General features: G+C 48.2%; 16 protein-coding genes and 1 CRISPR repeat array. Of the genes, 6 read left to right on the forward strand and 10 right to left on the reverse strand.

Annotation, left to right across the window (positions count from 1 at the left end):
* Window positions 1–36: 36 nt before the first annotated feature.
* The 3 genes from QGP82_RS20795 to QGP82_RS20805 all read right to left on the reverse strand — a co-directional run bounded on the left by QGP82_RS20795 (window position 37) and on the right by QGP82_RS20805 (window position 3178).
* A complete protein-coding gene (locus QGP82_RS20795) occupies window positions 37–1356 on the reverse strand; it encodes a DUF4910 domain-containing protein (RefSeq protein ID WP_499060846.1) in 1320 nt (439 codons plus the stop codon).
* A gap of 259 nt (window positions 1357–1615) precedes the next feature.
* Window positions 1616–2896, reverse strand: a complete 1281-nt coding sequence (locus QGP82_RS20800; RefSeq protein ID WP_499060847.1) for a methyltransferase domain-containing protein — start codon at window positions 2894–2896, stop codon at window positions 1616–1618.
* Window positions 2897–2938: 42 nt separating this feature from the next.
* Entirely contained in the window at window positions 2939–3178 is a 240-nt protein-coding gene (locus QGP82_RS20805; protein ID WP_499060848.1) for a hypothetical protein, read from the reverse strand.
* Between the two features lie 471 nt (window positions 3179–3649).
* Between QGP82_RS20805 and codA the strand changes: the two genes are divergently transcribed.
* The 3 genes from codA (at window position 3650) to uvrA (ending at window position 9000) form a co-directional block, all read left to right on the forward strand.
* The gene (gene codA / locus QGP82_RS20810) at window positions 3650–4897 is read left to right on the forward strand and encodes a cytosine deaminase (protein WP_499060849.1); all 1248 of its coding nucleotides are present in this window, start codon (window positions 3650–3652) and stop codon (window positions 4895–4897) included.
* 78 nt (window positions 4898–4975) lie between these two features.
* Window positions 4976–5536 carry a Uma2 family endonuclease gene (locus tag QGP82_RS20815; protein WP_499060850.1) on the forward strand — a complete coding sequence of 187 codons (561 nt, stop codon included), beginning with the start codon at window positions 4976–4978 and terminating at the stop codon, window positions 5534–5536.
* A gap of 380 nt (window positions 5537–5916) precedes the next feature.
* Window positions 5917–9000, forward strand: a complete 3084-nt coding sequence (gene uvrA, locus QGP82_RS20820) for an excinuclease ABC subunit UvrA (protein ID WP_499060851.1) — start codon at window positions 5917–5919, stop codon at window positions 8998–9000.
* 124 nt (window positions 9001–9124) lie between these two features.
* Here uvrA and QGP82_RS20825 read toward each other — a convergent pair whose 3' ends face one another.
* Window positions 9125–9340, reverse strand: coding sequence for a hypothetical protein (locus QGP82_RS20825; RefSeq protein ID WP_163696623.1), 216 nt, complete (start codon window positions 9338–9340; stop codon window positions 9125–9127).
* Between the two features lie 389 nt (window positions 9341–9729).
* Window positions 9730–12033: direct repeats of the CRISPR family, unit length 37 nt; unit sequence CTCGCCAAACACCAATCCCGACAACCGGGACTGAAAC.
* A 26-nt stretch (window positions 12034–12059) separates the two neighbouring features.
* Here QGP82_RS20825 and QGP82_RS20830 point away from each other — a divergent pair.
* Both QGP82_RS20830 and QGP82_RS20835 read left to right on the forward strand, forming a co-directional pair.
* Window positions 12060–12347, forward strand: coding sequence for a hypothetical protein (locus QGP82_RS20830; RefSeq protein ID WP_499060852.1), 288 nt, complete (start codon window positions 12060–12062; stop codon window positions 12345–12347).
* Window positions 12348–12508: 161 nt separating this feature from the next.
* Entirely contained in the window at window positions 12509–13300 is a 792-nt protein-coding gene (locus tag QGP82_RS20835; RefSeq protein ID WP_499060853.1) for a magnetosome magnetite crystal formation protein family, read from the forward strand.
* Window positions 13301–13794: 494 nt separating this feature from the next.
* Here the strand turns inward: QGP82_RS20835 and QGP82_RS20840 are convergent, their stop codons facing one another.
* The 6 genes from QGP82_RS20840 to QGP82_RS20865 all read right to left on the reverse strand — a co-directional run bounded on the left by QGP82_RS20840 (window position 13795) and on the right by QGP82_RS20865 (window position 18265).
* Window positions 13795–14571: a hypothetical protein gene (locus QGP82_RS20840; RefSeq protein ID WP_163698005.1), complete on the reverse strand. Its 777-nt coding sequence runs from the start codon at window positions 14569–14571 to the stop codon at window positions 13795–13797.
* Between the two features lie 589 nt (window positions 14572–15160).
* Entirely contained in the window at window positions 15161–15715 is a 555-nt protein-coding gene (locus tag QGP82_RS20845; protein ID WP_163670092.1) for a hypothetical protein, read from the reverse strand.
* Window positions 15716–15722: 7 nt separating this feature from the next.
* Window positions 15723–16076: a RidA family protein gene (locus QGP82_RS20850; protein ID WP_499060854.1), complete on the reverse strand. Its 354-nt coding sequence runs from the start codon at window positions 16074–16076 to the stop codon at window positions 15723–15725.
* A gap of 110 nt (window positions 16077–16186) precedes the next feature.
* Entirely contained in the window at window positions 16187–16795 is a 609-nt protein-coding gene (locus QGP82_RS20855) for a cupin domain-containing protein (RefSeq protein ID WP_163670088.1), read from the reverse strand.
* 199 nt (window positions 16796–16994) lie between these two features.
* Entirely contained in the window at window positions 16995–17603 is a 609-nt protein-coding gene (locus QGP82_RS20860; protein ID WP_499060855.1) for a cupin domain-containing protein, read from the reverse strand.
* 104 nt (window positions 17604–17707) lie between these two features.
* Window positions 17708–18265: a sigma-70 family RNA polymerase sigma factor gene (locus QGP82_RS20865; protein WP_163670084.1), complete on the reverse strand. Its 558-nt coding sequence runs from the start codon at window positions 18263–18265 to the stop codon at window positions 17708–17710.
* A 294-nt stretch (window positions 18266–18559) separates the two neighbouring features.
* On the opposite strand from QGP82_RS20865, the gene QGP82_RS20870 reads away from it, so the two are divergent.
* Entirely contained in the window at window positions 18560–19810 is a 1251-nt protein-coding gene (locus tag QGP82_RS20870; protein ID WP_490793767.1) for a DUF4331 domain-containing protein, read from the forward strand.
* Window positions 19811–19854 lie beyond the last annotated feature (44 nt).

Here is a 19854-nt window from a genome sequence, read left to right on the forward strand (position 1 = left end):
CATGCTGAACTGGAATAACTGGTTAGCAAGCCATGGTTAGCAAGCTATGGTTAGCAAGTTATGGTTGGCCAGGGTAAATGCAGCATTCTTGATGGTCGAAAAACTCAACTGAGATCGCTCAGCGATATCAAGCAATGTGTGTTCTCCATCGGAGAGATTTAACGTCCACAACATGGCCATGCGCTCGTCAGGGGTTGTTTGTTTACCTCCCATGGTGCTGTAAAGACCTCGCTTGCCTAACTGGGGTTCACATTTAGGATTCGTATTCAAGTAGGCGTAGTTGTTTTCTAAAACATCGAGCACATTCACATAGGTTTCGAAGGAATTGACTAAAGCAGACGTTTGCACAAAGTCTAAATTGTCAGCCGAGGTGTGATATTCAGGGTAGGTGCCAAATTGACTTCTCGTGAGGCTACCAATAGGCAAGTTGAAGCCAGGTGAGCAAAATTGTCGTTCATCATATCCATAGGGTGAAAAATCAGAAACTTTATGGTCTTGGGACAAATTTTGTAGGATATGGGTGACGGCCCTATCAATGTCTGCATTGCCACGACGGCTTTTCTTATAGGCTAAAGGACCTGAGTCGCCAACATTAGAAACAGTTAAACCATGCTTAATGAATGAAACTCGATCCTCATTGCGGCTCAACCAAGTAATCGAGCCGATGGTACCTGGAATAAACAGGAAACGGTAGGAATAGCGTAAGGATTGTTGTTGGCTAAGATGTTTCGCTAGAAACGTGACGAGTGCGATGCCCGATAGATTATCGTTGCATAGGGATGGGTGGCAACTATGGCAGCACAATAAGACTTCGTCAGATGTTTGTCCTGGTAATAATAGCTCGCCATAGGTGAGAGAACCTGATTCTAAAGAAGAATCAATATAGACTTCATAGTCACTCTCTGGTAGAGATTGCAGTACCCGATCCGATAGGCAAAACCCCCATGTCTCTTGATAGTAAGAGGTGCGATAAGGAATCCAATCGGGTCGATCAGGCATTGAGAAAAGATGCTCTTTTAACTGGGAAAGAGACATCGTTTGATGAATTGCAATGCTGTAGTTTAGTACGTGTAAGTTTGATGATTGAAAATCAACGATTTTCTTGCCCGTTTTATCTTTGATGTAAGCATCCTTGATATTCCATTCTTTAGGAACCGTCCAATCAAAAACGGGTGTACCTGTCGGCACTTCATGAATTTCTAGGGGAATATGTTGCTGGATAATGTTGAGTGACTTGCGTACGCCATTGCCTGTGATGCTACGGCAAATTGGATATAGATCGCTGATCAGGCTATACATGTCTAACCCTAGGCGATGTATATCATCGATTGATTTTGCATCAAGCTCCATATTCATGTTCATGCTCCTGGAATGCTTTAAGGAGTAGCGATCGCAAACTGTATTCAAAAAATGTCTAAGGTTAAACCATAAGAGGCACTGACAGATTTATCTGTCTCAGCGCTTGGTTCGCGTTTGGTATGTAAACCCTGCCTTACAAAACTGGGGTAAGGCAGCTACACACATCGTTTAGCCCCTATGGTTTTATGGTGTATGCATCCTGTAGACCGGCAGGCGTCACAGGTATCCCTAGCTAGGAATAGACGTTTACTATTCCCTAGGAATAGACGTTTACTTCAGGGATGGGTACCACAAATTTTCCACCCCATTCGCGGATCACACTCATTTGCTGCATAATCTCGTCTTTTACATTCCAAGGCAAAATCAACACATAATCGGGTTTTGTTTCTTTGATTTTATCGGGATGATAAACAGGAATATGGGTGCCCGGCAGGAATTTTCCATGCTTATAAGGGTTTCTATCCACCGTATAGTCAAGAAAGTCTGTGCGAATGCCACAATAGTTTAGGAGAGTGTTCCCTTTGCCCGGTGCCCCATAGCCAACAATTGTTTTCCCATCTCGTTTTGTTTTAATCAAAAAGTCTAGAAGCTTACGTTTGGTTTCGCGCACTTGTTCATCAAAATGAGTGTAGCGCTCTAGACTTGTAAACCCGGCGGCGGCTTCACGTTGTCTTAAGTCAATGACGCGCTCGCCCACAGGCTTAGAGATATCGTCTGTGTGTCGCGCATAAACACGTAACGAGCCACCATGGGTGGGTAGTTCTTCCACATCAAAGATGGTCATGCCATGGGCTGCAAAGATGGTCTCTAGGGTACTCAGGGTGTGATAGAAAAAATGCTCGTGATAAATGGTATCAAATTGATTCAACTCCATGAGGCGCATCAAATGTTGAATCTCCCCAGTGAAAACGCCTTGGGGCTTCATTAAAATTTTGATGCCTGCAATAAAATCGTTGAGATTGGGCACATGGGCAATGACATTATTGGCAGCAATCAGATCGGCGGATTTACCCTGCTGCACTAGTTTCTTAGCACAGTCTTCTCCAAAGAATTCATTCAGGGTGGGAATGCCTTTATCAATGGCAACCTTGGCGATGTTGGTTGCCGGTTCAATGCCTAGCACCGGAATCTTCTTTTCTACGAAATACTGTAGGAGATATCCGTCGTTACTGGCTAGTTCCACAACGTGACTTTCTTCATTGAGGTGAAACCGTTCAACAACCTGATCTGTATATGCTTTGCACTGAGCCAGCCAAGTATCACTGTAGGACGAGAAATAGGCATACTCAGTGAAAATATGTTCTGGGCTGACGTATGCTTCTAGCTGTACCAGGAAACAGTTGCTACATACCCGTACATGGAGAGGATAGAACGGCTCCATCTGGTTGACTTGATCCGCACTTAGGATGCTTTCACATAGGGGCGACATGCCCAAATCTACCAAGGTGTGGTTTAAAGACGTTCCGCAAAAGAGACACTGGGGCGTATTTTGAGAAGACGCTTTGATCGTTTCTTTCGTAGCCGTTTGCTGACTCATGTTTTAATTTTAAAGGGGTCTACAGGGGAAAGGTTTGAGGGCTTACATCCACTGAGCAATGGCCGCTTCAGTGACTGGCCGCATATCGGTTCCAGAGCCATAGGCTTGGCTCCAGGTGATGATTTGTTCCAAGCCTTGATCTAGGGAAATCTGACGAGCCCAATCCAGCTTCAGTCGTGCTTTAGAACAATCTAAGCTCAGGGAGTGGGCCTCGTGGGGATGGTAGGCTTTGTCTTGTTCCCAGGTCGCCCCCTTGCCCCAGAGTGATACGAGTTTATCCACTAATTCCTCTCCAAAAATTAGGATCCATTGCACCTCTGGGGATGGATTGTTGCCATTGGTTCTATTTCCTAAGAATTCACCAGGATTTATACGCGAAGACGGCAATGTTTGGATTTAAGTTTCCAGAACTCAAATCTCGACCTAATATTTATTTTTGTTTTACACATCAACAACTTTGTGAATGTCGGAGCATAGATAAATATCTGTTTTTTTGATTGATCACTCGCACAATAACAGGTTTTCGTTAATTTATATGACGTACCCGTAGTACAGGATTGAAAGGCTGCTTTTCTCCAAGAGAAATGCCTTTTGTTAGATCTGGCCCATGCCCATGGGCAGGATGGTTACTTGCAGTTGGCAGAAGATAGGCTGTCTAATCTTCACTGTTTACTGTTCGTTTAAGTACGGAAAAAAGGGACATTCTCAGGTTATGTCTGCAATATCCCCCTGTAGCTTTTTTCTGTTCGATCCATGACACCTACACTGATTCTTAGAAATTGCGCTTTGGTTGATGGTCCGGCTGACATTGCGATCGCAAGCTCAACCATCATTGCCATTGAACCCAACCTACCGCTCACCGCCCCCACTGAAATCGACGTCGCAGGCAAATTCGTCAGTCCACCGTTTGTCGAGTCCCACATCCATCTAGACTCGGCCCTGACTGCCGGGCAACCCCGCCATAACCAAAGCGGCACCTTGTTTGAAGGCATCGAGATTTGGAGAGAACGCAAACAATCCCTCACCCTGGATGACATCAAACACCGTGCCACCGCCGCTCTCAAACTAATGGCCAGCCAGGGTACCCTTTTTGTCCGTACCCATGCTGATGTCAGTGAAGCCAGTCTAACTGCGTTGCAAGGCTTGCTCGAAGTGCGTGACACCGTCAAAGACTGGATGACCGTCCAAGTTGTCGCCTTTCCCCAAGACGGCATTTATGGCGGCCCCAAAAACGACGACCTGATGGAAGAAGCGATCAAACAAGGAGCCGATGCCGTCGGCGGCATTCCCCATTACGAACTCACCCGCGAAGATGGTGTCCGCTCCGTCCACCGCATCTTCGACCTGGCCCAAAAATATGATCGTCTGATCGATATCCACTGCGACGAAATCGACGACGACCAATCTCGCTTTCTCGAAGTCGTCTCCGCCTGTGCCTTGCGCACTGGTTTAAACGAAAAAGTCACCGCCAGTCACACCACCGCATTTGGCTCCTACAACGATGCCTATGCCTTCAAACTCATGGGCTTCCTAAAACGGTCCAAGATTAACTTCATCGCCAATCCCCTGATCAATATCACCCTTCAAGGCCGCACCGATACCTACCCCAAACGCCGTGGCCTCACCCGTGTTAAAGAACTGTGGCAAGCTGGTTTGAACGTCAGTCTCGGCAATGACTGCATCCAGGATCCCTGGTACGGTCTCGGCATGGGCCATATGCTCGATGTTGTCTCCATGGCTGTTCACGTTTGCCAAATGACGGGTCTTAAAGAACTGGATGCCTGCTACGACATGGCAACCATCTGCGGAGCCAACACCCTAAACCTGCAAGACTCCTACGGTATAGATGTTGGCAAACCCGCTAACCTGATTGTGTTGGACTGCACCAGCAAATATGAAGCCATCCGCTGTCGACCCGTCGTCAGTCATGTGATTTCTCGTGGAAAAGTACTGGTGGAGACAACCCCGCCTGAGGTTAAGTGGCAACAAGAGGTGGGATGATTGTGGGGGCGTTACATGCAATGCCCCTGCTGGCCTAGCGTTTATCATTGAAATACTTCATTCTGCGGAGACAGGTCGATGACAGCAGCCAAGAAAGTTCGCTGGACGGTAGATGACTTAGAGAGCCTGCCTGACAGTAGCGATCGCTTTGAAATCATTGATGGAGACCTGCATGTGACTAGAGCACCCCATTGGAAACATCAGGATGTTGCCGGTGCCATTTATGCAGAACTTTTGGCCTGGTCTAAGAAATTGTCATTGGGAAAACCTATCTTTACTCCAGGAGTGATTTTTTCCCCTACCAATGCAGTCATTCCCGATCTCATTTGGGTCAGCAATGAGCGAATTGAAACATTGATGGACGATGCAGGTCATCTGACAGGGGCACCTGAACTGGTGATTGAGGTCCTGTCTCAGTCGCAGAAGGATAAAGATCGTGATAGAAAATCTAAACTTAAACTTTATTCTGTGGAAGGTGTCCAAGAATATTGGATCTTTGATCGCGAACAGCAAATGGCTGAGGTTTTTCGTCGCGAAGACGGCATTTTGGTTAAAGTCCTTACTCTCTATGCTAAAGACACATTAACCAGTCCTTTATTGCCAGACTTTAGCTGCGGGGTTGCCTCCCTTTTTGATTAGTTCGATTGCGTCAGCGTTGACTAGTCAGTTCGCAAAATCCTTTTGTCCAGGGCGTGCACAAAGCAACGCCTCTTTTGCCCAGGGCGTGCACAAGGCAACGCCTCTTTTGCCCAGGGCGTGCACAAGGCAACGCCTCTTTTGCCCAGGGCGTGCACAAGGCAACGCCTCTTTTGCCCAGGGCGTGCACAAGGCAACGCCCCTACTTTGCCATCCTCACAGACAGACAGACATTGCATGCAACGCCTCGATCCCTTTTGCCACACTTAACACCACATGGTTAAACTCTATGACTTACCATAAAGAAATGTTTTGCTAGTACTAGTACTGATTTATCAGTCTAGTTATGATTTACCTGCCTGAGCTGTAACCCTATCCGCCCCATGCCCCAGTCAAAGACCTCGAAAACGGCCAAGACACGCAAGTCGAGCGGCAACGGCAAAGCCGCTAATGGCAAGGTGACGACTAATGGCAGAGCAGCAAAAACTAAACTGACGAACCTATCGGATGACCTGATCCGCATTCGCGGTGCCCGTCAGCACAACCTAAAGAATATCGATCTGGACCTGCCCCGCAACCAGATGATCGTCTTTACGGGGGTGTCTGGTTCTGGTAAGTCATCCCTTGCCTTCGATACGATTTTTGCCGAGGGCCAGCGCCGTTACGTTGAATCCCTCAGTGCCTATGCCCGGCAGTTTCTAGGGCAGGTGGACAAGCCCGATGTGGATTCCATTGAAGGGCTGAGTCCGGCGATTTCCATTGATCAAAAGTCCACCTCCCATAACCCTCGCTCCACCGTAGGGACGGTAACTGAAATTTACGACTATCTGCGATTGCTTTATGGTCGGGCAGGTCAACCCCATTGTCCCCATTGCGATCGCTCCATTGCCCCCCAGACCATTGACCAAATGCTGGATCAGGTGATGGCCTTGCCAGACCGCACGCGCTTTCAAATTTTGGCCCCGGTGGTACGTGGTAAGAAAGGGACCCATGCCAAACTGCTGTCGGGATTAGCGGCGGAAGGCTTTGTGCGGGTGCGGGTGGATGGCGAAATCCGTGACCTCAGCGACAACATTGAGCTGTCAAAGAATAAAATCCACGATATTGAGGTGGTGGTGGACCGCCTGGTGAAGAAAGACGATATCCAGGAGCGTCTGGCGGATTCCTTGGCTACCTGTCTAAAACGGGCTGAGGGCATTGCGGTTATTGATATTCTCGCTGATCGTAACAAGGACAATGTGGTGCCGCTCAAGGCTAAAAGTGGGGGTAAGGGCAAGAAGGCTGACATGCCTGTAGCGGCAGAGGAAGAGGGAGAATACGGTGCTGAACTGCCGTCAGAGCTAGTCTTTTCCGAGAATTTTGCTTGTCCAGAACATGGGGCGGTAATGGATGAACTTTCACCCCGTCTGTTTTCGTTTAATTCACCCTATGGCGCTTGCCCCGATTGCCATGGGTTAGGCAGTCATCGGCGGTTCGCGGCAGATTTGGTGGTGCCTGATCCGAATTTGCCGGTGTATGCTGCGATCGCACCCTGGTCCGATAAAGATAACACCTATTATTTCTCTCTTCTTTACAGCGTTGGTCAAGCCTACGGGTTTGAGATTCAATCCACCTGGTCTAGCCTTACCGACGAACAGCGCGACATAATTCTCCACGGTTCCCCTGACAAAATTTATATCGAAACCGACTCCCGCTACCGCGACAAAAAGGGCTACGAACGCAAATATGATGGAGTGCTTCCCATTCTTGACCGACAGTACCGTGAGAGCACGTCCGATCTCTACAAACAAAAGCTCGAAAAGTATTTGATCGATCAAGTGTGTGAAACCTGTAATGGAGCCAGGCTGCGGCCAGAATCTCTTGCCGTCAGAATGGGACCATACAACATTCTTGACTTTACCAGTGTTTCCATTCGTGATTGCCTGTACAACATCGAAGATGTTATGGGTGAGCACGGAGAAGACTCCCTTCTCAGCAAGAAGCAGCTTGCTATTGGTGAGTTGGTCCTTAAAGAAATTAAAGCTCGCCTTACATTTTTGTTGGATGTGGGGTTGGACTATCTCACCCTGGACCGTACTGCTATGACGTTGTCAGGTGGTGAGGCCCAGCGGATACGCCTCGCAACTCAAATCGGTGCGGGTTTGACGGGGGTGCTATACGTTCTTGACGAGCCCAGTATCGGTTTACATCAACGTGATAACGCACGGTTATTAAAAACCCTTGATCGTCTTCGTAATTTGGGTAATACCTTAATTGTGGTTGAACACGACGAAGATACCATTCGTGCCGCCGACCACATTGTAGATATTGGGCCTAAGGCGGGTGTTCATGGTGGTGATATCGTTGTCAATGGCGATTTGAAGGCGCTATTAAAAAATAAAGAGTCTCTGACAGGCGCTTATCTGTCAGGGCGAGAGAGTATTGGTACACCCGCTGAACGTAGACCAGGTAATAACCGCAAGCTACAAATTCGCAATGCCCATCGCAACAATCTGGAGAATATCGATGTTGATATTCCCCTAGGTAAGTTTGTCTGCATCACAGGTGTTTCTGGTTCTGGTAAATCCACCTTGATTAATGAGTTGCTTTACCCGGCTCTGCAACATCATTTTGGTAGCAAAGTCCCTGAACCTAATCAGATGGAGCCGATTAAGGGGCTTAAAGCCTTAGATAAGGCCATTGTCATTGATCAATCACCCATTGGTCGTACACCGCGCTCGAACCCGGCCACCTACACAGGGGTGTTCGATGTTATTCGCGATTTGTTTGCTGAGACTATTGAGGCTAAAGCGAGGGGCTATAAGCGCGGGCAATTCTCTTTTAACGTAAAGGGTGGGCGCTGTGAAGCCTGCGGTGGCCAGGGCGTGAATGTGATTGCAATGAATTTTCTGCCCGATGTATACGTTCAGTGTGAGGTGTGCAAAGGTGCACGCTACAACCGCGAAACTTTGCAGGTGAAATACAAGGGCAAAACGATTTCCGATGTGCTGAATATGACGGCTGAAGAGGCCCTGAAATTCTTTGAGAATATCCACAAGGCGGCCAATAAGTTACAGACCATGGTAGATGTGGGTCTGGGCTATATTCGCCTGGGGCAGACGGCTCCCACCCTTTCCGGTGGTGAGGCCCAGCGGATGAAGCTGGCCTCTGAATTGGCCCGTCGCTCTACAGGTAAAACCATGTATTTGATTGATGAGCCGACTACGGGCTTATCTTTCTACGATGTCCACAAGCTGCTGGATGTGGTGCAGCGTCTGGTGGACAAAGGTAATTCTGTGGTGATGATTGAGCACAACCTGGATGTAATCCGCTGCTGCGACTGGGTGATTGATCTAGGTCCTGAAGGGGGCGATCGCGGTGGTCAAATTATCGCTGAGGGTACACCCGAAGAAGTCGCTCAGGCGGAAAATTCCTACACCGGGCATTATTTGAAGCATGTGCTGGAACAACATCCACCTACAGCGTAATTGAGGAAATATGGAGATTTTGGGATGATGTGCAGCATGTGAGATGTAGGTTGGGTTAATGAAAGGTTTTGATGGGTGCAAGGGTTCAGGAGTTTGGATAACCCAACCTACGGGGAATTGAGACCTAAGCCGCTGACTCGGTGGAGGGTTCGCTATCCGCTGGGATTTGGCTTTCAAGCTCGCCAATGGCTGCATTGATAGCCGCTAGCTGCACCTGTAGCCGGTTACGGCTGGTCTTTAGCCAATGGAGCTTCATCTTTTGGCAATTGGCATAGAAATTGGCGTAATCACTATTGGTGCAGTTTTCAGATGCATGGGGTTTACAAAATGGGAAAAACATGACGGCAGGCTAATACAAAGAGGTACGCCTATAGGCTACCAACTTTCTAAAAAAGATGTGGTCAGGCTTGCTAACTAGAAATGATGCGGTGAAGCTTGCTAACTATGATCCTGACAAATACCTGAAACTTTAAAGGAGGTTGCTTGATAAGCTCAAGGATACTAAGTTTTTCTAAATGGCCATACCTGATTTAATGATTTTTTGGCAAACTGAAGTGAGGGCAAAATCCCTTGGGGTTTGCCAAATGGCTAGAACCTTGATAATTGAATAGTTTTAGGTTTCTTAGATGGATGGGTTGCGATCGCACTCAGATAAATCTACTGCTTGGTTTTGACCTTTGCCAAAATTGCCGGTAGAAACCTTATCTGATAAGCGTTTGGGCCTACGGGCTCGCCAAACACCAATCCCGACAACCGGGACTGAAACCAGGCTTTATAAAGCTGTTGATATTCATGTGGAGACTCGCCAAACACCAATCCCGACAACCGGGACTGAAACCGCATCAAGGGGCAGCCCTCCAATTGGTCCATCTTCCTCGCCAAACACCAATCCCGACAACCGGGACTGAAACAGTTCCTTTTCTTCGAGGCATGCGATCGCAACCTCCTCGCCAAACACCAATCCCGACAACCGGGACTGAAACGAGCCAGATCTCTTCATCATAGTTTTTCGAGGCTCAGACTCGCCAAACACCAATCCCGACAACCGGGACTGAAACTACAAGCCAGACAGCTCGGCAGGAAAGGCTTTTCTCCTCGCCAAACACCAATCCCGACAACCGGGACTGAAACTGGAGTCCACATCATAGTGGAACGTGCCAACCTCACCTCGCCAAACACCAATCCCGACAACCGGGACTGAAACCAGAGCCAACCATAAGGATGGATTCTCAGCCAGCACTCGCCAAACACCAATCCCGACAACCGGGACTGAAACGTGTCGAGCGTTGAGCCTTCACCAAAGATTGCACCCTCGCCAAACACCAATCCCGACAACCGGGACTGAAACAAGGCGATGAGGATTATTTAGGCCAGACAGAAGATCTCGCCAAACACCAATCCCGACAACCGGGACTGAAACTCCCATGTCTGCCACTTCCAGCAGTGCCCCCGACTCTCGCCAAACACCAATCCCGACAACCGGGACTGAAACCTACGAATGTAATCCTCTAGGGTTTGTTGCTTATCCTCGCCAAACACCAATCCCGACAACCGGGACTGAAACTTGTTAGCGCGCCCCCACTCCCACCTTCCCATTCCTCGCCAAACACCAATCCCGATAACCGGGACTGAAACACCCCGAGCGCAAGCTTTACAGCTCGTGCGCTCTGCTTGGCTCGCCAAACACCAATCCCGACAACCGGGACTGAAACTTCATTCTAATGAGGCTTCAGAGTGAAACAGTACAACTCGCCAAACACCAATCCCGACAACCGGGACTGAAACCCACGTTCAGCAGGGTCAATGGTTGATCCTGTCGGGCTCGCCAAACACCAATCCCGACAACCGGGACTGAAACCTCTGATTGGCTCTGTTTTTGAAATTGCTGGTGGTGACTCGCCAAACACCAATCCCGACAACCGGGACTGAAACTGCAGAATATTCCTCACCACGGTTGTAGGAGCATGGCCAGCTCGCCAAACACCAATCCCGACAACCGGGACTGAAACCCGGTGAGATCTACTCCCTGAAGCTGTGCTCCAATACTCGCCAAACACCAATCCCGACAACCGGGACTGAAACAGTGCTATCACTAATCCCCTCTTTCGCGCAGGCTGCTCGCCAAACACCAATCCCGACAACCGGGACTGAAACAGAACTGAGTATTAAGATCATCTCTTGCAGCGTGAACTCGCCAAACACCAATCCCGACAACCGGGACTGAAACCAGTCCTTCGATTAATCCACCGAGACTCTACCCCTGCTCGCCAAACACCAATCCCGACAACCGGGACTGAAACTACGACAACATCGAAACTGTACTACCCATGCAAAGCACTCGCCAAACACCAATCCCGACAACCGGGACTGAAACGCCCAAAAGCGCAAAGAACTGGATGAGATCATTCAACTCGCCAAACACCAATCCCGACAACCGGGACTGAAACTCAGGATGAACCGTCGCGATCTCGGCTGCCATATATCTCGCCAAACACCAATCCCGACAACCGGGACTGAAACAAGGTGCTGAAGGCAGAAATTAAACGACTACATGACTCGCCAAACACCAATCCCGACAACCGGGACTGAAACTGGAGACCAGTCGCGGGGGGTGGGAGAACTGCCCTCCTCGCCAAACACTAATCCCGACAACCGGGACTGAAACTGTATATGGCCCCCATGTTGAGGTGGTTGGGGATTTCTCGCCAAACACTAATCCCGACAACCGGGACTGAAACGGCAGCTAAGAGTTTTGTGGGGATAGTCTTTGCATATCGACTCGCCAAACACTAATCCCGACAACCGGGACTGAAACGCCGGTTCTACTCGGTAACTAGAACGCAACGTACCCTCGCCAAACACTAATCCCGACAACCGGGACTGAAACTGTACGTGTACGAACATAAACTAGATGCAGATTCAGGCTCGCCAAACACCAATCCCGACAACCGGGACTGAAACTTTTTTGCTGCATCATTCAGGGCTTGAAGCTGTGACTCGCCAAACACCAATCCCGACAACCGGGACTGAAACGCTCACATTGAACAGATAGGAAACTTTTGGAAACCCATGAATGTGTTTATAAGCTTTATCATGATTTTGAACAAAAAATTGAAACACCCCAGGGATTTATTAATGCTCTTCAGCGTTTGCAGGGTCTATTAATCGATGATTTCCAAAATTATGAGGTGGTGAAAGGTTGGCTCGAATTTATTCGTCAACAACCTTTCTACAATGTGACGAAGCTTTTTTCGACATGCATGACCCGTTCTCTATTAGATGATCTTCAACGCGAGAAGGTTGTCGACTCAATGCTGTCAACTCAGACGCTTGTATCTGAGGAGTAATGGTCAAACCAAATACGACCTTAACCGATGCTGCCCGTGATGGCTTTATAGATATTGCCCGCCGCCTCATTTTTGGATGGATATTAAGTTTTATCCAAAATTAATGTATTTCATGCTGTAGACGTCGAAGTGTAAATGAATACCATGGGCTTACCATCGTTATGAGTCAGGAAAAAACAACTCCTTCAGTAGAAATTTTCCTCCACCTTTCCCTTCTGTTGAGTTGGGTTGTTCCTATACCCTTTATCGATATCTTGGTGCCAATTATTATTTGGCAAGCCACTAAAAAACAGTCCCCTCAAATTGAGCCCCATGCGCGTAACGCCATTAATTGGCTGATTTCATCGACAGTTTATAGCGTTGTTTTATTGGTTACGTTAGTCGGGACAATTTTACTGCCGGTGTTATGGGGACTGCGCTTTGTATTTCCAATTATTGCGGCTATTCAAGCTAGTAAGGGAAAGACGTGGAAATACCCTCTTGCTATTGATTTTCTAGGAAGTAAACCTGAAAAACAACTCCAAAGGGCAGCTATTGGTTTTTTGTCATTGGTGGTTATACCTGTAGCAGCCTTACTGGGTTCTATTGTTTGGCAAAATAATCGTGTCAGTTGGCTGGATAGCCTGTCACCTACTACGGGGACTGTCTCACAGGTCAATGAGAAGACAGATGAGTATGGTGATACTCTTTACCAGCCTGTGGTTGAATTTGAGGGACCTAATGGAGATTTGTATGATGTTTCTCCACTGGGGTGGACAGGTTCCCCCACTTACAAGAAAGGAGAGTCTGTCGGAGTGCTGTATACGCCCACTGAACCACAGAGGGCCATTATTGACAGCTGGTCTGAAAAATGGTCTATGGTCACAGTAGCTTTGGTACTGAGTGCTATTGTGTTTGGGTTTTCGCTGATTCCCAGCCTCTTTTGTTTGATTGTGCAGCGTTTTTCCCCATGAGGACTGTCTGCTCAAGCAACGATAGGACTCTACATTTAACCTACCAAGGAGCTGTTAAGAAACAAGTTCATGATTTGAATGCAGTAACGTTTATCCTGACCTCACCGTAACTCCCACCAAACCTGAATCTTTGCAATGAGCGACATCCTACTTTCGGGGTGTGTGTGGGAGTCGAGGCCCCCACGAACAGGAGGGTTTCAGGGAGGAAAGCCCTGAGCAATCCCTATCGCGATTACCCTATGCTCAACCGATGTATCTTGGGAGGTTGGTAACTCGCAAAACCCGCTGCGTGGGGTCCCGCCGAGTTACCAACACCCCCATGGCTAGGGCGGACCGCCGCCCTAGAACCCTCGGAAAAATATCAATGATATCCCTAGCAGCCTATTTGGGCAGTTGGCAAAGTGGTTTAGAATTTTGCGCGCTGCGACAAAATTCTAAAAGGAGAGGTTATCCTATTTCCTGTTAGGCAAAATAGCCATGGTCAACCCATGAGCTTAATTTTTAACAAGCCCCAAGTTAAATCGCTGTAGTTTGGCATCTAGCATTTTAGGTAGGGTCTTTTGTAATGCGGATTTGCTGGTAAATTCCAGCTTATGCTGAGCAGCAATATCAAACGGAAACTGGCCTGGTAAGTCTCCCCGCTCCATTTGAGCCACAATCAACTGCTCAGGTCGCTTATTGCATAGGGCATACCCCAGCTCTACGCACACTGCTGGATTGGGCACTAGCAAGGGCAGGTCGCTATCGACTTCAAAAATTGGTGTGGCATCGGCAATAAACAGCAGGCTCCGCCGAATGTGGCGCATCAGGTTGCTGTTTAGTCGTACAGGGCCATTGCTGAGCCGGTGGGATTCGACTAGCTTGATGGGTAGCCGAGAGCGACGGTTAAACTTTTCGACGTAGGGTTCAAGGGCTGCCTGTAGCAAATCGCTGGATTCTGGATATTCCTCCTGGTAGCAGAGGAAAATAGTGGGATCAAGGTTGGCGAGGGAGTCGGCCTTGGCAAAGTAGATTTCGTGGCTGATCAGGTCGATATTTGCGATCGCATAGGTCCCGCTGCCTTCAATGTAAAACTCCACCGCATCCCCTTCCAGGTAACGCTGGAACCACTCTGCGTCGCGCACATCGGCAATATCATCCAAAAAATCAGCCCGCAGCGCTGACTTCAGCAGACTATTCTTTGCCAGCCGCAGATCGTGGGGTCGCCTTTCTAAATCCCGAATTGGCTCATAATCCTGGAGATACCAAGCCTTAAGCGCAATTATCGCCATACTGCCTCAAACAGATTGATTTGCTGTGGTCTAGGGTATCCCAACTCTAAACCATCAAAACATTGCTATGGCCATCAGAATTTGAAAAACCATGTATTAAATCATTTTAGATCATTTGTACTATTTTTTCTGGCAGTCTGTCAAATCTTTGCCAAATACATAACCGATGTTTTACTCGGCCTCTGATGACTGCGCTATCGCCTGCTGCGTCAGCATCTCTAGACACTTCATCGAACTGTTCAGACAAGGAATTGCCAGCGCTGGCGCGGACCATGGGAGTAATTTCAACTCTTGATTCATTTTTGCCCTGCGCTGAGTAAGTTGCTAATACAGACTAAGCACTTTGTACGGTGAAACTTATGACAAATTGCTAGTATTTCACGTCTAGTGTTAAAAGCGTAGCGCTTGTCCGTAAGGTGGAGTAGACATAACGGTTCAGGGAAAAAACCGCTATCGTTATAGACAAACTGAACCCTCGTGCGATTCGATTCAGATAGCATGGGGGTTGTTTTTTGGCCATCGATGTTCGGCTTCGCCATGGTAGGGGCACACCCTTCGGATGTTGGCTGATGTTCCATAGAATAGGCCATCAGTCATCAGGCTCTAGATCACGAGCAATTTGCCAAACGCGACAGTTGCGACAATGGGGATCATCTGAAAATGACAAACGAAGCTGAGCAGCGACAGCATTTGCATGGTCCAGGTTTGACAGCAGTCCAAATTGATTAACATCTGAGGGGATAAAACCAGCATCTTGATCTGAAAATTGCCCGCAGTTGGTCAAAACGCTATTACCCTCCGCATCATCGACAATGTCAAAACCACAGAATTCAAATTTGGGGGGTATTGCGTGGATGTGGGTTGGCTGCTCAAGGATAGCCAGTAGCTGATCTTGCCCTATACGCCAGCGAATGCGTTGGCGGAGGTAAGCGAGATTGGTGAACCAGGTAATGCGACAATCTGCTTGGACATTGTAAGACCAGTCTTCATCCATAAGATCATCGATCAGATCAGGGCAGAGAATATAGTCAAGGGTGACAACTTCAGTGATGTGGGTGAAGCCAGAAAACTTAATGTAGCTATGCCAGTCTTGAGTTTGGGATGGGATAAAGCGTTGGCGGGCGGTGAACATCCATTGAGTCATCTCTCTTTCACGTAACGACGCAATCTACTTCGATTTCCACCAACCAATCTTCTTTAATAAACCGTGATACTTCTACAAAAGTACAAGCAGGACAAATCTCAGAAAAGAATTCTCCATGGGCCTTAGCGGCTTCCTCCCATCTGGAAATATCTGTGAGCATCACCCTTGTCCGAATAACATCACTTAATTTGCCACCAGCATCTTGAATTGCTTTATGGATAATACTTAAACAGCAATACGTTTGACCATATACATCCCCAAGACAAGCTGTGGAACCGTCATCCCCAATGGGTGCCGTTCCTGCGATTGAGATGAGGTTAGCAATCCGTACTGCCCTTGAAAACCCTATCGGTTTTTCCATTGGAGAACCAGAGGAAACGTTTTTTCTTGCCATAGAAATCAATTTAGAGTGTGTAGCGTTGCTCAGCACTACCCAAATAGAATTTAGGCCCTGAGAAACATGGAGAACCCTTAAACATCTAAAATGTCATCGTCCATCGACGACACGCATAATAACAGACAACCTGTTAGCGATTTTGGCTGATGGCTAGTCTTACCAGGTGCAGAAACTTGTTCACCTGGATGGTATACCTGACCATCTACTACAAAGTCTCCATCCAGTACCAGTACGGTCTCTCCACTGGCATGATAATGATTCGGAAACAGACCAGCGCCAATCTTTCTTGCAAAAAAGGCTGCTTCACGGGAGGTTTCTTCTGTTTGCCAGGGGGCCACTTCCACACCTGACTTACCAGGTAACAGAGACCAGCTTAACTCAGCTGCCTTTTGTTTTAGCTGATTAATGGGCACATCCAACAGCTGCAGCAATTCTGAGCTCGCTCCCACAGACTGAGTAGCGATCCGTTGCCATAGGCGCTCCTTTAGAGCCGCTGCCATTGGCACAGGTTTGGCCACATAGGCCAATGTAGCCGCTGTCTCTTCAAACTCACGAACCGCCTGCTCTAACTCTGTACTGTCTAACAAATCCTGCTCAAACTGGGCACGCTCGTCTGCCTCTAGCGCATCAAGGGCATAGAGGGCGGCTGCATCGGCATTTGAGTAGGACTCAGGAGGGTTCATGGCTTCATGTTAGCTCGGTTAATTAAGAACTAGTGTGGTGACACGAATGCTAACAGCGCTCTGCTGTCGCTTCAAAGCTTAAGACTACGTACAATGAAAAACGAACTGGGCAGGGTTGAGAGCTTGCATATAGGCTGACGGGCGCATAGCCGTTCGCCCCCTACGGAATTGGGTTGATCATCTTAAAAAATCTTTATTCTTAAGATTCCAAAATGTCATCGTCCATGGAAGACACACAGAATAATAGGCAACCGTTCAACGTTTTTGGCTGATGGCTTGTATTACCAGGAGACGATACACATTCCCCTGACCGATATACCTGGTGGTCAACAACAAAATCTCCGTCCAACACCAGCACCGTTTCGCCACTAGCATGGGCATGGTTAGGAAATAACCCGCCTGTGGCTTTGCGTACAAAAAAGGCAACTTCGCGATCGCAATCATCAACTCGCCACATGGCAATTTCTGCCCCCGAGTTACCAGGCATCAACGCCCAGTCTAACTCAGCCGCCTGGTGCTTCAGCTCAGCAATCGGCAAATCCAGCAGCTCCACTAAATCTGAACTCGGCCCGATAGACTGCTGAGCGATCCGTTGAAATAAGCGATCTTTTAAATCTGCTGCCATCGGTACAGGTGAGGCACCATAGGCCAAATTAGCCGCCACCTCTTCACACCCACGCACCGCCTGCTCCAGCTCTACGCTATCCAATAGCGCCTGCTCAAACTGCCTACGCTCATCTGCCTCTAGCGCATCAAGGGCATAGAGGGCAGCTGCATCGGCATTTTGATAGCGCTCAGGAGATGTCATGTTCTTATACTAACTCGGCTACTAACTCGGCATTTGAAACCTATAGGATTAGAGGATAGCTATATAGGTATACGCTAGCCATCCCGGCTTGGATCTCATATTTTTTAACCTGTTCCCAAAGCCTGTTTTAGTTTGCGCAATCCCAACCGAATCCGCGTTTTGACCGTGCCTAAGGCCAGACCAGTTTGTTTGGCAATTTCCGACTGACTATAGCCCTGGTAATAGGCCAACTCAATCACTAGGCGCTGTTCGTCTGGCAGCTCACCCAAGGCCTGCATCACGACTGTCCGGCGCTCAGCAATCATCAGGGCTTCATCCGGCCTATCAGAAGCACTCGTCTCGACCGTCTTCGTAGCCGCTTCGACGACCTTAGTCTGCCGTTGCCGCTGCCGTAATCGATCCAACGACCGACTGCGGGTCATTAAAAATAACCAAGAATCCACACGGCTGCGACTGGAATCATATCGGGCAGCCGTTCGCCAAGCCTTGGCAAAGACATCCAGGACAACTTCCTCCGCTTCTTCCACAGAGCCAAGTATTTTAAAGGCCAACGAATACATGACTCGGGCGTAGCGATCATAAAGCTGACTGAGTGCCGCCTGGTCTCCTTGCACCATGCGGCTAATCAGTTCGGTTTCATCCTTAGATTGCAGTTTTGCCATTTATTTCAACTTTTTTTTGAAACCGAGAGATCCAATCCGCCAAGCCTGGCGTATACCTTTTCAGATTGCACAAAATCATCGCTTACAAATAGGGCAGAAAACCTCTGCTCCGACAATATTGACGATTTTTATATGTTGTCATGGCCTATGCTCCCTAGCAACCGGGTCTGCTTTGAAATGCGTGCAATTTGCCCACGTCCAGAATTGTAAGTTTTCAGTAGAGAAAACACCAGCTTTGGCCGTGGTTTAACGAAAACCCCATTCTATTCATTTCCCAAAAGGAGAAATTGAACCATGCTGAAGTCTTTACAAAACACTCTAGGCCAACTGTCTAAGCGCCAAACCTGGCTAAAACTCAGCGGAGTGTTTCTAGCCACCACCCTAACCTTAGGGGGAGCCGCAACATTAATTAACGCGTCGGACCACGATGATGGAGAAGTAGATGTTAAAGGTCGTAACCTCAACATTACTGACGTTTATGCATTTAGAGAGAAAGATCAAAACCCCAATGCATCTGAAGATGATCTCATCCTGATGATGAATACCAATCCTCGCTCCCTAGCGCGACAACAATATTATTTCAGCACCAATGCTCGCTATGAATTCCATATTGACTCTGTTGCCAATAAAGATGCCAAGGTTGCTGGTCAACCGGATCTAACGCTGCGCTTCGAGTTTGGTCCTCCCAATGAAAACCAAGAACAGGAGGTTACGGTCACGACTATCAGAGACGGTAAAACTAGAGTTCGGAAAGCTGTCACAACATCTTTGTTCGATTCCTCACCCAATATTAACAATGTTAAATTAGGTGGCGAGCGTCTGACTGTTTTTGCCGGATTACGAGAAGATCCCTTCTTCTTTGATGTAGAGCAGTTCTTCCGTGTCCGTGCCGGAGCGGCTGGCATTGGCCCTGCCGTCGGTTTCCGCAGTGCCAATGAAGCGGTTGACTTTGCTGCTGGATACAATGTCAATACTATCGCTGTGCGTATCCCGAAAAAGGTCTTAAGAGGCTCCACAAGTGCCGATGTTTTTGATGTCTGGACGACGATTTCCACCCCTGATGCCAGTGGCAACTATGTCCAAGTTGAACGCCTGGCCCGCCCTGGTATTAACGAAGGGTTAGTGATTACCAACGATTTCCTAAATGCTCTAAATAGTGTTGGCCCTGACTTCGAAGCCGCCGCATTAGCAGGTGAACAACCCGCCGCCGATATTGCTGGCCCCATTGTGGGTGAAGCTAAGAAAACCTTGCTGGCCCTAGGCAATAGTGAAGAACGTGCTAATGCGTTATTAGGAGCCTTCTTGCCCGACGTTATGCGCATCGACACCAGTGGTCCCAGTGGCTATGCCAATGATCTAAATGCCGCAGGCAGCCCTGTGCGCGGGCGCATGTTAGAGGATGATGTCATTGATATCACGCTGAGTGTTCTATCTAATGGAGCAATCACGACCGACAATGTTTCCTATGAAGGCACTCCTGGAAATCCGGCCCAGGGACATCAGCCATTAGAGCATACGTTTCCTTACTTGGCATTGCCTAATTAGCCTGCACCCAACGTCCCTCTTGCTAGCAAAGATAGCAAGCAGGA

It is taken from the genome of Leptothoe sp. LEGE 181152, from assembly GCF_032906605.1.
Lineage (GTDB): Bacteria > Cyanobacteriota > Cyanobacteriia > Phormidesmidales > Phormidesmidaceae > Leptothoe > Leptothoe turfae.

Bases quoted from the DNA above. Each gene is read 5' to 3' on its own strand.
- QGP82_RS20795 (WP_499060846.1), bottom strand. From the start codon at position 1,356: ATGAATATGGAGCTTGATGCAAAATCAATCGATGATATACATCGCCTA.
- QGP82_RS20800 (WP_499060847.1), bottom strand. From the start codon at position 2,896: ATGAGTCAGCAAACGGCTACGAAAGAAACGATCAAAGCGTCTTCTCAA.
- codA (WP_499060849.1), top strand. From the start codon at position 3,650: ATGACACCTACACTGATTCTTAGAAATTGCGCTTTGGTTGATGGTCCG.
- QGP82_RS20815 (WP_499060850.1), top strand. From the start codon at position 4,976: ATGACAGCAGCCAAGAAAGTTCGCTGGACGGTAGATGACTTAGAGAGC.
- uvrA (WP_499060851.1), top strand. From the start codon at position 5,917: ATGCCCCAGTCAAAGACCTCGAAAACGGCCAAGACACGCAAGTCGAGC.
- QGP82_RS20825 (WP_163696623.1), bottom strand. From the start codon at position 9,340: ATGTTTTTCCCATTTTGTAAACCCCATGCATCTGAAAACTGCACCAAT.
- QGP82_RS20835 (WP_499060853.1), top strand. From the start codon at position 12,509: ATGAGTCAGGAAAAAACAACTCCTTCAGTAGAAATTTTCCTCCACCTT.
- QGP82_RS20840 (WP_163698005.1), bottom strand. From the start codon at position 14,571: ATGGCGATAATTGCGCTTAAGGCTTGGTATCTCCAGGATTATGAGCCA.
- QGP82_RS20845 (WP_163670092.1), bottom strand. From the start codon at position 15,715: ATGACTCAATGGATGTTCACCGCCCGCCAACGCTTTATCCCATCCCAA.
- QGP82_RS20850 (WP_499060854.1), bottom strand. From the start codon at position 16,076: ATGGAAAAACCGATAGGGTTTTCAAGGGCAGTACGGATTGCTAACCTC.
- QGP82_RS20855 (WP_163670088.1), bottom strand. From the start codon at position 16,795: ATGAACCCTCCTGAGTCCTACTCAAATGCCGATGCAGCCGCCCTCTAT.
- QGP82_RS20860 (WP_499060855.1), bottom strand. From the start codon at position 17,603: ATGACATCTCCTGAGCGCTATCAAAATGCCGATGCAGCTGCCCTCTAT.
- QGP82_RS20865 (WP_163670084.1), bottom strand. From the start codon at position 18,265: ATGGCAAAACTGCAATCTAAGGATGAAACCGAACTGATTAGCCGCATG.
- QGP82_RS20870 (WP_490793767.1), top strand. From the start codon at position 18,560: ATGCTGAAGTCTTTACAAAACACTCTAGGCCAACTGTCTAAGCGCCAA.